This is a genomic window from Streptomyces nigra (assembly GCF_003074055.1).
Lineage (GTDB): Bacteria > Actinomycetota > Actinomycetes > Streptomycetales > Streptomycetaceae > Streptomyces > Streptomyces nigra.
Window position 1 is genome coordinate 3790235 of record NZ_CP029043.1, and the last position, 12879, is coordinate 3803113.

Here is a 12879-nt window from a genome sequence, read left to right on the forward strand (position 1 = left end):
GCAGTGGCCGGCACCCTGAAGACCGTGACCGACGAATCCTTCGAGCAGGACGTCCTCAAGAGCGACAAGCCCGTCCTGGTGGACTTCTGGGCCGCCTGGTGCGGTCCGTGCCGCCAGATCGCACCGTCCCTCGAGGCGATCGCCGCCGAGTACGGCGACAAGATCGAGATCGTCAAGCTGAACATTGACGAGAACCCGGGTACGGCCGCCAAGTACGGCGTCATGTCCATCCCGACGCTGAACGTCTACCAGAACGGCGAGGTCGCCAAGACCATCGTCGGCGCGAAGCCGAAGGCCGCGATCGTCCGCGACCTCGAGGACTTCATCGCTGAGTGATGTTTCACGTGAAACACGAATGGGCCAGCCCTTCGGGGTTGGCCCATTTTCGTGTGCCGGCTTGCCATAAGGAGTCTCAGGCGCCGTAGAGCTTAGAGAGGCCGCAGTGCCGGTTCCTTCTGCACGGCACCCAGCAGCCTGTCGAGCGCCATCTCGACGTCTTCCTTCCAGGAGAGCGTCGTCCTCAGCTCCAGCCGCAGACGGGGTGTCGTGGGGTGCGGGCGGACGGTCTTGAAGCCCACCGCCAGGAGATGATCCGCGGGCAGCACACACGCGGGCTCTTTCCACCGCGCGTCCCCGAACGCCTCGATCGCCTTGAAGCCCCGCCGGAGCAGATCCTTGGCGACCGTCTGGACCATCATCCTGCCCAGACCTTGCCCCTGGTAGCCGGGCACGATGAACGCGGTCATCAACTGCACGGCGTCCGGCGACACGGGACTTGTGGGGAACGCGCTCGAGCGGGGGACATACGCCGGCGGCGCGTACAGCACAAAGCCCACCGGCACCTCGTCCACATAGACGACACGGCCGCAGGAGCCCCAGTCCAGCAGGACGGCGGAGATCCAGGCTTCCTTCTCCAGAGCGGCAGTGCCCGCCTTTACCGCTGCCTCACCGCTGACCGGGTCAAGCTCCCAGAAGACACACGAGCGGCAGCGCTTGGGAAGGTCCGGAAGGTTGTCCAGCGTGAGCGGTACGAGCCGACGCCCCATGAAGGCTGTTCCTCGCTTCCTTCGCCCGCGGCATCACGGGCGGCTGTCAAGGCGCTCCGCTCCTTGAGCAGACTGCCGACGAATCCGCCGACCGCCCCCAGGCCCAGGGCCACGCTCATCAGTCCGGTGCGGCTCACCGTTCGCATGGACCCCGCCTCCCCTTAGAGGTCTTGCCCAGTGGATGCGCCATACCCGATCGCATCGTATCCACGATGCGATTCCATCGATACCGCATCAAAGCAAAGTGCGGGCCGTGTTCCGGTACACACCGGACACGACCCGCACTCACGATCAGAGAACCGATCCGAGAGCCCTACCAGAGCAGCCCCGCCCTCAGCTCTCGCCGTCCTCGTCGTCCTCACCGAGAAGGCTCTTCTGGAGCGCAAGCTTCTCCCCCGGAGCGAGCGTGCTGAGGATCCGCTCCAGGTCCTCCGGAGAGGCGAACTCGACGGTGATCTTGCCCTTCTTCTGCCCAAGCTCGACCTTCACCCGCGTCTCGAAACGATCCGAGAGACGAGTCGCCAGGTCGGACAGCGCCGGCGAGGGCACCGACCCGGCCCGCGGACCCTTGGAGCGAGGAGCCTTCTGCGGGCGCGAGCCCATCAGCGTCACGATCTCCTCGACGGACCGGACGGAGAGGCCCTCGGCCACCACACGGTAGGCAAGCCGCTCCTGCTCCTCCGGGTCATCGACCGAGAGGAGAGCCCGGGCATGCCCGGCGGAGAGCACACCGGCCGCCACACGGTTCTGCACCTTGGGCGACAGCTTCAGCAGACGCAGCGTGTTGGAGACCTGCGGACGGGACCGGCCGATGCGGTCCGCCAGCTGGTCGTGCGTGCAGTTGAAGTCCTTCAGCAGCTGGTCGTAAGCCGCCGCCTCTTCGATCGGGTTCAGCTGCGCGCGGTGCAGGTTCTCCAGGAGGGCGTCCAGGAGAAGCTTCTCGTCGTCCGTGGCCCGCACGATCGCCGGGATCGCTTCGAGGCCGGCCTCACGGCAAGCCCGCCAGCGCCGCTCGCCCATGATGAGCTCGTAGCGGGAGGGACCGAGCTGACGTACGACGATCGGCTGGAGAAGACCGACCTCCTGGATGGAGGTGACGAGTTCCTGCAGAGCGTCCTCGTCAAAGATCTCTCGCGGCTGACGCGGGTTGGGTGTGATCTCGTCGAGAGGGATCTCGGCGAAGTGGGCACCCATGGGAGCCGAGGGCGTCTCGGCGGAGCTGTGCGAGGGCAGCTCCTCTGTTTCACGTGAAACAGGCGGCAAGGTCGCCACCTTGGCCGCGGCCACACCGCGGTCACTCAGCACCGGAGCAGCAGCCGACGTACCGGCACTGCCACCCAGCGCCGGCGGAGGCACGGTCTTCTCCGTCGGGGCAGCAGGGATCAGCGCGCCAAGACCACGGCCCAACCCCCTCCGTCGCTCGCTCACTGGATCCCCTCCACCATGTTCGGGTTGCTCTGGGCCCCGATATGGGCCTGCGTCGGGTCGTAGTTCACGCCGACGCCCCTCAGAGCGATTTCTCGTGCCGCCTCAAGATAAGACAGGGCACCGCTCGATCCAGGATCGTAGGTCAGTACCGTCTGCCCGTAGCTCGGCGCCTCGGAGATACGGACCGAGCGAGGAATACTCGTCCGCAGCACCTCCTCACCGAAGTGGGTGCGCACCTCGTCCGCGACCTGTGACGCGAGCCGGGTCCGGCCGTCGTACATGGTGAGCAGGATCGTCGAGACATGCAGGGCGGGGTTGAGGTGTCCTCGGACCAGGTCGACGTTGCGCAGGAGCTGACCCAGGCCCTCCAGCGCGTAGTACTCGCACTGGATCGGGATGAGGACTTCCTGCCCTGCCACCAGCGCGTTGACCGTGAGCAGGCCGAGCGAGGGCGGGCAGTCGATGAGGATGTAGTCCAAGGGCTGCTCGTACGCCTTGATGGCCCGCTCCAGCCGGCTCTCCCGCGCCACCAGCGAGACCAGCTCGATCTCCGCACCGGCGAGATCGATCGTGGCCGGGGCGCAGAAGAGTCCCTCGACATCGGGGACCGGCTGGACGACTTCGGAGAGCGGCTTGCTCTCCACCAGTACGTCGTAGATCGAGGGAACCTCGGCGTGGTGGTCGATTCCCAGAGCCGTGGAGGCGTTGCCCTGCGGGTCGAGGTCGATGACCAGCACACGGCCGCCGTGCAGAGCCAGGGACGCGGCAAGGTTGACGGTGGTCGTCGTCTTCCCTACGCCGCCCTTCTGGTTGGCGACAACGATGACACGGGTCTGCTCAGGCCGTGGCAGACCCTCGCCGGCGCGGCCCAGAGCTTCCACCGCCAATTGGGCAGCACGACCGATGGGAGTGTCGTCCATCGGGGGCGGTGTTTCACGTGAAACATCCTCCCCCATTGACTCGGTACGGGGACCGGGGACCGGATCGGTCATCGGTCCCGCGATGTTGGCGTCGGACCGCAAGGATTCACTCTCCTCGACTTCAGGCTCGCAATGAACAGAGCCTCCCATGTCTTCGGTGTCGTGAACCAGTGAGGCCTGGTGTTCTGTGGAGAAATCCACCTCTGTGGACAACTCCGTGCCCCTCGCGGGGGACGGTTTGTTGTCAGGAGCATCCTCTCCGAGAGAACCGAGAGGCTTCCGATCTCGAGGTTCGGCAGCAGCGCGGCCGCGGCTGATGATGCCGTGCAACAGTGAGCGACGTTTCACGTGAAACACGATGCACAGCAGCCGAGGCCGAACTGTCGCGACACTCCGGCATGGGTAGGTTGGCCAGCTTGTGTGGAGTACGTCTCGTCGTCAGGACGGATCAGCGGCGCCGGCGCGTGCGTCCCGTCCTGGCGGCCTTGGCGCGCTTCGCCGCGAACCGCACACCGCCCGGGCTCTCTCCGACCTCGACCCGGACAACCGTGGACAGCGGGTCCACGACACCCTCACCCACATGGAGGATGGACGTGCCTACGGCGCCGAGCTTGCTCAAGGCCGTAGCGGCGCTCTTCAGCTCCTCCTCTGCGGTGTCCCCCTTGAGGGCCAGCATCTCGCCGTAGGGCCGCAGCAGGGGGATACCCCAGGTCGCCAGCCGGTCCAGCGGAGCCACCGCGCGGGCGGTCACGACATGGACGGGCTGCAGCTTCCCCATGACCTCTTCGGCACGGCCTCGGACGACGGTCACATGGTCCAGGCCCAGCAGTTCCACGACCTCCGTCAGGAAGGTCGTCCGCCGCAGGAGAGGCTCCAGCAGGGTGATCTTCAGGTCCTCCCGGACGAGGGCCAGCGGGATACCGGGCAGACCGGCACCCGAGCCCACATCGCACACCGTCACGTTCTCGGGCACGACCTCGGAGAGCACCGCGCAGTTCAGGAGATGCCGCGCCCACAGACGAGGCACCTCCCGTGGCCCGATCAGACCACGCTGCACACCCGCCTCGGCGAGCAGTTCGGCGTAGCGGACCGCGTCCGCGAAGCGATCGCCGAACACTTCACGTGCCTGCTCGGGCGCGGGGGGAAGCTCCGCTGCCTCCGTCACGGGGACCGTCCTTCCGTACGGTGCGGCGCACCGGGCGCCTGCACCAGAACCACGAGAACTATCGCTGACAAAGTTCGGCCCCGCCTGCGGGCAGACGGGGCCGGGAGAACGTAAGGCCGATCAGACGGGCAGAACGACGACGAACCGCTGCGGCTCCTCGCCCTCGGACTCGCTGCGCAGCCCCGCCGACTTCACCGCGTCGTGCACGACCTTGCGCTCGAACGGCGTCATCGGCTTCAGCTTGACCGGCTCGCCGGAGCTCTTGACCTCGGCGGCGGCCTTGGCACCCAACTCGGAGAGCTCGGCACGCTTCTTGGCGCGGTAGCCCGCGATGTCCAGCATCAGGCGGCTGCGGTCCCCGGTCTCCCGGTGGACGGCGAGACGCGTGAGCTCCTGCAGCGCCTCCAGCACCTCGCCGTCACGCCCGACCAGCTTCTGCAGGTCGCGGCCGCCGGCGTCGCTGATGATCGACACAGCGGCGCGGTCGGCCTCGACGTCCATGTCGATGTCGCCGTCGAGATCGGCGATGTCCAGCAGACCCTCGAGGTAGTCCGCCGCGATCTCGCCCTCCTGCTCCAGGCGGGTCAGGGTGTCTGCACCCTCGGCGGCGGCGGAGGTGGTGCCTTCCGTCACGGGATGGGCTCCTTCTTACTTCTTGGACGGGGACTTGGGGCGCTGCGGTCCGCCCTTGCGCTGACCGGACTGGGCCTTGCTGCGGCCCTGGCCGGACGACTTCTGCGCGGGCTTCTTGGCCGCGGCGGGCTTGGCGTCCTCGGGCGCGTCGGACTTCGTCAGCGACGTCGGCTCGTCGCCCTGCTTCTGGGCCTGGCGCTGCGACTTGCTCTGGCGCTTCGGCTGCTGGCGCCGGGGAGCACCACCGGCCGGCGTGCCGTCCTCGGTCACGGTGGCGACGGCGCCCTCGCTCTTGATCACGGTGCCGTCGGGCTGCGCCGCGAGGTTCGCCTTGGACAGACTGTTGATGAACTTGCGCTCGTACTCGTTGCGGTCACGGCCCTTGGCGACGATCGCCTTGACGATGGCCTTCTCGCCCCGGCCGCGGACCTTGCCGTGCTGCGTGACGCGCTTGGTCAGACGCTCCAGGTAGGCGGCCTGAGCCTTGGAACCCGGGGTCGGGTTGTTGTGGATGACGTACATCTGCTGGCCCATGGTCCACACGTTGGTGGTCAGCCAGTAGACGAGGACACCGACGGGGAAGTTGATGCCGAAGATGGCGAACATGACCGGGAAGATGTACATGAGCATCTTCTGCTGCTGCATGAACGGCGTCTTCACCGTGGTGTCGACGTTCTTCGTCATCAGCTGGCGCTGCGTGTAGAACTGCGACGCCGACATCAGGACGATCATGACCGCGGTGACGATGCGGACCGTGGTCAGCGAGGCGTCGAGCGCGGCGACGTCAGAGCTGCTGTCGGTGAACTTCGCCGCCAGCGGAGCCCCGAAGATGTGCGCCTTCTGCGCGCTCTCCAGCAGGCTCTGGTTGATGACACCGACGGTGTCGTTGTTCGCGATGCTGTTGAGCACGTGATACAGGGCGAAGAAGAACGGCGACTGCGCCAGGATGGGAAGGCACGAGGAGAGCGGGTTGGTGCCCGTCTCCTTGTACAGCTTCATCATCTCTTCGGACTGACGCTGCTTGTCGTTCTTGTAGCGCTCCTGGATCTTCTTCATCTCGGGCTGGAGCGTCTGCATGGCCCGGGTCGCCTTGATCTGCTTCACGAAGAGCGGGATCAGGCAGATACGGATCAGGATCACCAGGGACACGATGGACAGGCCCCAGGCCCATCCGGTGTCCTCGCCGAAGATGGCGCCGTACACCGAGTGGAACTGGACGATGACCCATGAGACGGGTGTCGTGATGAAGCTGAAGAGGCTGGCAATCGTGTCCACTAATCATGCTCCTTGGGCATGGGGCGAGGTCTCTGCGGCCGGGCTCGAAGGAACATTCTCTTCAATGGCCGTTTCGGCGGCGGAGGGCCCGCCCTTGCGTGCGCGCCATGCGTTGCGCAGCAGCTCGTGCCACCGCGGACGCTTGCGCGGCGGGACATGGTCCACACCGCCCAGTGACCACGGGTTGCATCGCAGGATGCGCCAGGCGGTGAGCGCCGTGCCCTTGATCGCACCGTGCCGGTCGATGGCCGTGTACCCGTAGTGGGAACACGACGGGTAGTACTTGCACACCGGGCCCAGCAACGGACTGATGGTCCACTGGTACAGCTTGATCAGAGCCAGCAGCGGGTACTTCATCGCGCGCCCCCTCCCAGGAGCCGCTGCAGAGCGGCGTCCAGGTCTCGGGCCAGCTGTGCATGGTCGGCGTCACCCGAACCGGGTAGCGCTCGTACGACTACCAGGCTACCGGGGGGCAGCTGGTCGACTCGATCGCGCATCAGATGGCGAAGCCTGCGCTTCACCTTGTTCCGCACGACTGCACCACCCACGGCCTTGCTCACGACGAAACCCGCACGCGTCGGGGGAGCGCTCTCCCCAGGCGCATGCGGGTCCGTGGCACCGCTACGAAGATGGACGACGAGGTGCGGGCGTCCAGCCCGACGCCCTCGTCGTACCGCGGTCGCGAAGTCCTCGCGCCGCCTCAGCCGGTTCTCGGTGGGCAGCACGACGGCATGACCTGACCGGGATCAGGCGGACAGACGGGCGCGACCCTTGCTACGGCGGGACGCGAGGATCGCGCGGCCGGCACGGGTACGCATACGCAGCCGGAAGCCGTGGGTCTTCGCGCGACGACGGTTGTTCGGCTGGAAGGTGCGCTTGCTCACTCGGGGGCTCCAGAAATCAATCGGTGGTGGCGGGTGCCGTCCTGGCTGTCACCGTGCGCCCACGAGTAGCTCGCAGTTACGCCCGAGTGCACCGCTATCCGATCACCTGACGTGACCTGTGCCCATCGGAGGCAGGCGGCAGCAGCCATCGACAACTCGACCTGGTTACGGTACGCGCGGCTACGCCATCCGGTCAAACCAGCCGCGACTGGGGGACACTATCCACAGGCTGGGGACAACGACTTGAACCGTACCCGTCGCGCTGACTACCGTGACGGAACTCCGATTCGTTCCCTTGTCCCCCCAGATTCTGACTCCACCCGATTGAATCCCGACCCGTCCCACAATCACACGTTCGTGGGACCCGTGAGAGAGCGTGCCCTGTGGCTGACGTACCTGCCGATCTTGCCGCAGTGTGGCCACGAGTACTCGAGCAGCTCCTCGGTGAGGGCCGCGGGCAGGGTGTGGAGGCGAAGGACGAGCACTGGATCCGGCGCTGCCAGCCCCTCGCGCTGGTCGCCGACACCGCACTGCTCGCCGTACCGAACGAATTCGCGAAGGGCGTACTGGAGGGCCGGCTGGCCCCGGTCGTCAGCGAGACCCTGACCCGTGAGTGCGGGCGCCCGATCCGTATCGCGATCACCGTCGACGACTCGGCGGGCGAGCCCCCGGCCCCGCCGACGCCCTCGTCCCAGCAGCCGCCGCAGTCACAGCAGTCCCCTCAGTCCTCCCCGCCCCGCTACGAGGAGCCGGAGCTCCCGTCGTACGAGGGCTACGGCCGGCACCGCGCCGACGACCACCGGTCCGACCCGCTGCCGAACGCGCGTCCGGCCTACCCGGGCGAGTACCAGCGGTCCGAGCCCGCGCCGGGCAGCTGGCCGCGCCCGTCCCAGGACGACTACGGCTGGCAGCAGCAGCGCCTGGGCTTCCCGGAGCGGGACCCGTACGCCTCGCCGCAGGAGTCCTACGGCCAGGAGTCGTACGGCCAGGACTCCTACGGCTCCCCGTCCCAGGACTACCGGCCGCAGCCGGTGGAGCGGTCGTCGTACGACGGGCACCGCCCCGACCACGACCAGCACCGCTCGGATCACCGGTCGGACCGCCGCTCGGACCACCGCTCCGAGTACGAGCAGAAGCGACCCGACTACGAGCAGCAGCGCCCGGACTACGACCAGCCGCGCTCGGAGTACGACCGCGGTCCGCGCCGCGAACTGCCCGATCCGCCGCCCGGCTCCGGTCATGTGCACCGCGGCGGGCCGGTCGGCTCGAACCTGCCGGCCTCCGGTGCCCCCGGCCCGCTCGCCGCGCAGCCCGCGCCGGCGCCCGGCCCGGGTGAGCCCACCGCGCGGCTGAACCCGAAGTACCTCTTCGACACGTTCGTCATCGGCGCGTCCAACCGCTTCGCGCACGCGGCCGCGGTGGCCGTCGCCGAGGCGCCGGCGAAGGCGTACAACCCCCTCTTCATCTATGGGGAGTCAGGGCTCGGCAAGACCCACCTGCTGCATGCGATCGGGCACTACGCGCGCAGCCTCTACCCCGGCACGCGCGTGCGGTACGTGAGCTCGGAGGAGTTCACGAACGAGTTCATCAACTCGATCCGTGACGGCAAGGGCGACAGCTTCCGCAAGCGGTACCGCGAGATGGACATCCTGCTCGTCGACGACATCCAGTTCCTCGCGGACAAGGAGTCGACGCAGGAGGAGTTCTTCCACACCTTCAACACGCTCCACAACGCGAACAAGCAGATCGTGCTCTCCAGCGACCGGCCGCCCAAGCAGCTGGTGACCCTGGAGGACCGGCTGCGCAACCGCTTCGAGTGGGGTCTGATCACGGACGTCCAGCCGCCCGAGCTGGAGACCCGGATCGCGATCCTGCGCAAGAAGGCCGTCCAGGAGCAGCTCAACGCCCCACCGGAGGTGCTGGAGTTCATCGCCTCCCGGATCTCGCGGAACATCCGTGAGCTGGAGGGCGCGCTGATCCGGGTGACGGCGTTCGCGTCGCTCAACCGGCAGCCGGTGGACCTGGGCCTGACGGAGATCGTGCTGAAGGACCTGATCCCGGGCGGCGAGGACTCGGCCCCGGAGATCACCTCCACGGCGATCATGGGCGCCACCGCCGACTACTTCGGGCTCACGGTCGAGGACCTGTGCGGCACCTCGCGCGGCCGGGCGCTCGTCACGGCCCGCCAGATCGCCATGTACCTGTGCCGCGAGCTGACGGACCTGTCGCTGCCGAAGATCGGCGCGCTCTTCGGTGGCCGCGACCACACCACGGTGATGCACGCCGACCGCAAGATCCGCAATCTGATGGCCGAGCGGCGCTCCATCTACAACCAGGTCACCGAGCTCACCAACCGCATCAAGAACGGCTGACCCAGCCCGCCGCCGGCCCGCCAGGGCCGTCCACACACCCTCGAAGGGCGCCTCCCGGGAGATCCGGAGGCGCCCTTCGTCATGTCCGGCGGCATGCCGCGCGTGCCGGCCCGCGACGGAGGCTGTTCGATTACCTGCCGGGTTACGGTCTTCCTCCACAGATTCGGCGACTTTCTCGCGTCCACACCCTGGGGACCGGAAAGTTGTCCAGACTGCGTCCACAGGGCGGCCTGTTGAAAGGCCATCCGGCCAGGTCAACCGGTTGTGGATTCGTGGACGAACGATCTCCACAGACTGTGGACGACGCGGAGATCCACAGCCTGTGCACGGAGTTGTCCACGGGCAACCCACAGGCTGGAGCCGGTTGTCCCCAGTGATCCCCAGCTTCTCCACACCGCTGTCCACTGTTCGGCAACGCGACGCGGCTCCTCACCGGGGCGAGTGAAAGGCGTCACACGAAGGTGCCGGGTTGCCCTGTGGGAAAGGCGGGTAAAGCTGGGGACGGCCCTGGGGAGAAGTCGCCCCTGCCTGTGCACGGGATGTGCAGAACTTTCCGTTCTCCACAGAAGCGGCCGGTTGTCCACGGCCTCCACCCACAGGACCGGTGGACAAAATCTCGGCCCTGAGCTGGGAAAACGAGGTTATCCACGGTATCCACAGGCCCTACTACTACTCCCAACTAGAGAGAGCTGGGAATTCGTTTCGAAGAGGGCCCTGTGCACAACTCGCTGTCCGGCTCCCGGCTGCCCCACGTCACGACTTGACCCCGAGAGGCACCTACTGTCAGTGGGGTGCGTCAGACTGTTCCCGGTGTCCTTCCCCTCACTGGGGCCGACGACACCGAGACAGACGACGAAGCCAGGCAGGCCGAGAAGCGCCGGCAACAGCAGGAGGCGGCAACAGTGAAGATCCGGGTGGAACGCGACGTACTCGCGGAGGCCGTGGCCTGGGCGGCGCGCAGCCTCCCGGCCCGTCCGCCGGCGCCTGTCCTCGCCGGCCTCCTCCTGAAGGCCGAGGACGGTCAGCTGAGCCTGTCCAGCTTCGACTACGAGGTCTCCGCCCGGGTGGGCGTGGAGGCCGAGGTCGAGGAGGAGGGCACCGTGCTGGTGTCCGGCCGCCTCCTCGCGGACATCTGCCGCGCGCTCCCCAACCGGCCGGTGGAGATCTCCACAGACGGTGTGCGGGCGACCGTGGTCTGCGGCTCCTCGCGCTTCACCCTCCACACCCTGCCGGTGGAGGAGTACCCGTCGCTGCCGCAGATGCCCACAGCCACCGGCACCGTCCCCGGTGAGGTCTTCGCCTCCGCCGCCGCCCAGGTCGCCATCGCGGCCGGCCGCGACGACACGCTGCCCGTCCTCACCGGTGTGCGCATCGAGATCGAGGGCGACACCGTCACGCTGGCCTCCACCGACCGGTACCGCTTCGCGGTCCGTGAGTTCCTGTGGAAGCCGGAGAACCCCGAGGCGTCCGCGGTCGCCCTGGTGCCCGCCAAGACGCTCCTGGACACCGCCAAGGCGCTCACGAGCGGCGACAGCGTCACCCTGGCGCTCTCCGGCTCCGGTGCGGGCGAGGGCCTCATCGGTTTCGAGGGCGCGGGCCGCCGGACGACGACCCGGCTGCTGGAGGGCGACCTCCCGAAGTACCGCACGCTGTTCCCGACGGAGTTCAACTCGGTCGCCGTGATCGAGACGGCGCCCTTCGTCGAGGCCGTCAAGCGCGTGGCCCTGGTCGCCGAGCGGAACACGCCGGTGCGGCTGAGCTTCGAGCAGGGCGTGCTCATCCTGGAGGCCGGTTCCAGCGACGACGCACAGGCTGTGGAAAGGGTCGACGCCCAGCTGGACGGCGACGACATCTCGATCGCCTTCAACCCGACCTTCCTGCTGGACGGCCTGAGCGCGATCGACTCCCCGGTGGCGCAGCTGTCGTTCACGACGTCCACCAAGCCCGCGCTGCTCAGCGGCAAGCCGGCCCTGGACGCCGAGGCGGACGAGGCCTACAAGTACCTGATCATGCCGGTGCGCCTGAGCGGCTGATCCGGCCGCGGTCACCGCGGGTTGTCCACAGGCCGGGGACGAAGCGGCTCCGGCCTGTGGGGACACCCCGGGAAACCTCCCAGGTGAGGGTGTACGTATGAGCGCGTATGCCCACAGCTGTGCGCGGACGTCCGGGTTTAGGCTCGTACGCGGGTACGAAGGTGCCTCACACGCCACAGCAACCGAAGGAACACAACTGATGGAGCTCGGTCTCGTCGGCCTCGGCAAGATGGGCGGCAACATGCGCGAACGGATCCGTCGCGCGGGCCACACCGTCGTCGGATACGACCGCAACGCTGACCTCGCGGACGTCCACAGCCTGGAAGAGCTCGTGGGCAAGCTCCCCGGCCCGCGCGTGGTCTGGGTGATGGTCCCGGCGGGTGCGCCGACCCAGTCGACCATCGACGAGCTGGCCGAGCTGCTGGAGCCCGGCGACGTCGTCGTGGACGGCGGCAACTCCCGCTGGACGGACGACGAGAGGCACGCCGAGCAGCTGGCGGCCAAGGGCATAGGTTTCGTCGACTGTGGTGTCTCCGGCGGCGTCTGGGGCCTGGAGAACGGCTACGCGCTGATGTACGGCGGCTCCGAGGAGGACGTCGCCAAGGTGCAGCCGGTCTTCGACGCCCTCAAGCCCGAGGGCGACTTCGGCTCGGTGCACGCCGGCAAGGTCGGCGCGGGCCACTTCGCGAAGATGGTCCACAACGGCATCGAGTACGCCATGATGCAGGCCTACGCCGAGGGCTGGGAGCTGCTGGAGAAGGTCGACTCCGTGACCGACGTCCGGGAGGTCTTCCGCTCCTGGCAGGAGGGCACGGTCATCCGCTCCTGGCTGCTGGACCTCGCGGTGAACGCCCTCGACGAGGACGAGCACCTGGACGGGCTCCGGGGTTATGCACAGGACTCCGGCGAGGGACGCTGGACTGTGGAAGCCGCGATCGACCACGCGGTCCCGCTGCCCGCGATCACGGCCTCGCTGTTCGCGCGCTTCGCCTCGCGGCAGGACGACTCGCCGCAGATGAAGATGATCGCGGCCCTGCGGAACCAGTTCGGCGGGCACGCGGTGGAGAAGAAGTGATCCGCCCTCCGCCCGCGGTCCCGGCCGCGGGCGGAGGCGGTCCATGGT

Annotated in this window: 13 protein-coding genes; 4 read left to right on the forward strand and 9 right to left on the reverse strand. The window is 67.8% G+C overall.

Features of this window, described 5'->3' with window-relative positions; translation table 11 throughout:
* Nucleotides 1-3: 3 nt before the first annotated feature.
* Nucleotides 4-336, forward strand: coding sequence for a thioredoxin (gene trxA / locus DC008_RS17510; protein ID WP_055621052.1), 333 nt, complete (start codon nt 4-6; stop codon nt 334-336).
* A gap of 92 nt (nt 337-428) precedes the next feature.
* On the opposite strand, the gene DC008_RS17515 is transcribed toward trxA, so the two are convergent.
* The 9 genes from DC008_RS17515 to rpmH form a co-directional block, all read right to left on the reverse strand.
* Complete coding sequence (locus tag DC008_RS17515) at nt 429-1046, reverse strand: GNAT family N-acetyltransferase (RefSeq protein ID WP_108707784.1); 618 nt, start codon at nt 1044-1046, stop codon at nt 429-431.
* Between the two features lie 333 nt (nt 1047-1379).
* The gene (locus DC008_RS17520) at nt 1380-2474 is read right to left on the reverse strand and encodes a ParB/RepB/Spo0J family partition protein (RefSeq protein WP_108707785.1); all 1095 of its coding nucleotides are present in this window, start codon (nt 2472-2474) and stop codon (nt 1380-1382) included.
* Complete coding sequence (locus DC008_RS17525) at nt 2471-3544, reverse strand: ParA family protein (RefSeq protein WP_108710745.1); 1074 nt, start codon at nt 3542-3544, stop codon at nt 2471-2473. The genes DC008_RS17520 and DC008_RS17525 overlap by 4 nt, the downstream gene beginning before the upstream one ends.
* Before the next feature lie 298 nt (nt 3545-3842).
* Nucleotides 3843-4559 carry a 16S rRNA (guanine(527)-N(7))-methyltransferase RsmG gene (gene rsmG, locus DC008_RS17530; RefSeq protein ID WP_108707786.1) on the reverse strand — a complete coding sequence of 239 codons (717 nt, stop codon included), beginning with the start codon at nt 4557-4559 and terminating at the stop codon, nt 3843-3845.
* Between the two features lie 120 nt (nt 4560-4679).
* On the reverse strand, nt 4680-5192 hold the full coding sequence (locus DC008_RS17535; protein WP_108707787.1) for a Jag family protein: 513 nt from the start codon (nt 5190-5192) through the stop codon (nt 4680-4682).
* A gap of 15 nt (nt 5193-5207) precedes the next feature.
* The gene (yidC, locus tag DC008_RS17540) at nt 5208-6467 is read right to left on the reverse strand and encodes a membrane protein insertase YidC (RefSeq protein ID WP_108707788.1); all 1260 of its coding nucleotides are present in this window, start codon (nt 6465-6467) and stop codon (nt 5208-5210) included.
* A gap of 3 nt (nt 6468-6470) precedes the next feature.
* Nucleotides 6471-6824, reverse strand: coding sequence for a membrane protein insertion efficiency factor YidD (yidD, locus tag DC008_RS17545; RefSeq protein ID WP_055621059.1), 354 nt, complete (start codon nt 6822-6824; stop codon nt 6471-6473).
* Entirely contained in the window at nt 6821-7192 is a 372-nt protein-coding gene (gene rnpA / locus DC008_RS17550) for a ribonuclease P protein component (protein WP_079033564.1), read from the reverse strand. The genes yidD and rnpA overlap by 4 nt, the downstream gene beginning before the upstream one ends.
* A 21-nt stretch (nt 7193-7213) precedes the next feature.
* Nucleotides 7214-7351: a 50S ribosomal protein L34 gene (gene rpmH / locus DC008_RS17555; RefSeq protein ID WP_003956500.1), complete on the reverse strand. Its 138-nt coding sequence runs from the start codon at nt 7349-7351 to the stop codon at nt 7214-7216.
* A gap of 383 nt (nt 7352-7734) precedes the next feature.
* Here rpmH and dnaA point away from each other — a divergent pair, with 383 nt between their 5' ends.
* The 3 genes from dnaA to gnd all read left to right on the forward strand — a co-directional run bounded on the left by dnaA (nt 7735) and on the right by gnd (nt 12831).
* The gene (gene dnaA, locus DC008_RS17560) at nt 7735-9723 is read left to right on the forward strand and encodes a chromosomal replication initiator protein DnaA (protein ID WP_108707789.1); all 1989 of its coding nucleotides are present in this window, start codon (nt 7735-7737) and stop codon (nt 9721-9723) included.
* Nucleotides 9724-10625: 902 nt separating this feature from the next.
* Nucleotides 10626-11756 carry a DNA polymerase III subunit beta gene (gene dnaN, locus DC008_RS17570; RefSeq protein ID WP_108707790.1) on the forward strand — a complete coding sequence of 377 codons (1131 nt, stop codon included), beginning with the start codon at nt 10626-10628 and terminating at the stop codon, nt 11754-11756.
* 199 nt (nt 11757-11955) lie between these two features.
* Nucleotides 11956-12831: a phosphogluconate dehydrogenase (NAD(+)-dependent, decarboxylating) gene (gnd, locus tag DC008_RS17575; protein ID WP_055621062.1), complete on the forward strand. Its 876-nt coding sequence runs from the start codon at nt 11956-11958 to the stop codon at nt 12829-12831.
* Nucleotides 12832-12879: the final 48 nt, after the last annotated feature.

What these genes read in the sequence shown, in the direction of transcription:
- DC008_RS17515 (WP_108707784.1), bottom strand. Translation starts at nt 1,046, where the DNA reads ATGGGGCGTCGGCTCGTACCGCTCACGCTGGACAACCTTCCGGACCTT.
- gnd (WP_055621062.1), top strand. Translation starts at nt 11,956, where the DNA reads ATGGAGCTCGGTCTCGTCGGCCTCGGCAAGATGGGCGGCAACATGCGC.
- DC008_RS17525 (WP_108710745.1), bottom strand. Translation starts at nt 3,544, where the DNA reads ATGGGAGGCTCTGTTCATTGCGAGCCTGAAGTCGAGGAGAGTGAATCC.
- yidD (WP_055621059.1), bottom strand. Translation starts at nt 6,824, where the DNA reads ATGAAGTACCCGCTGCTGGCTCTGATCAAGCTGTACCAGTGGACCATC.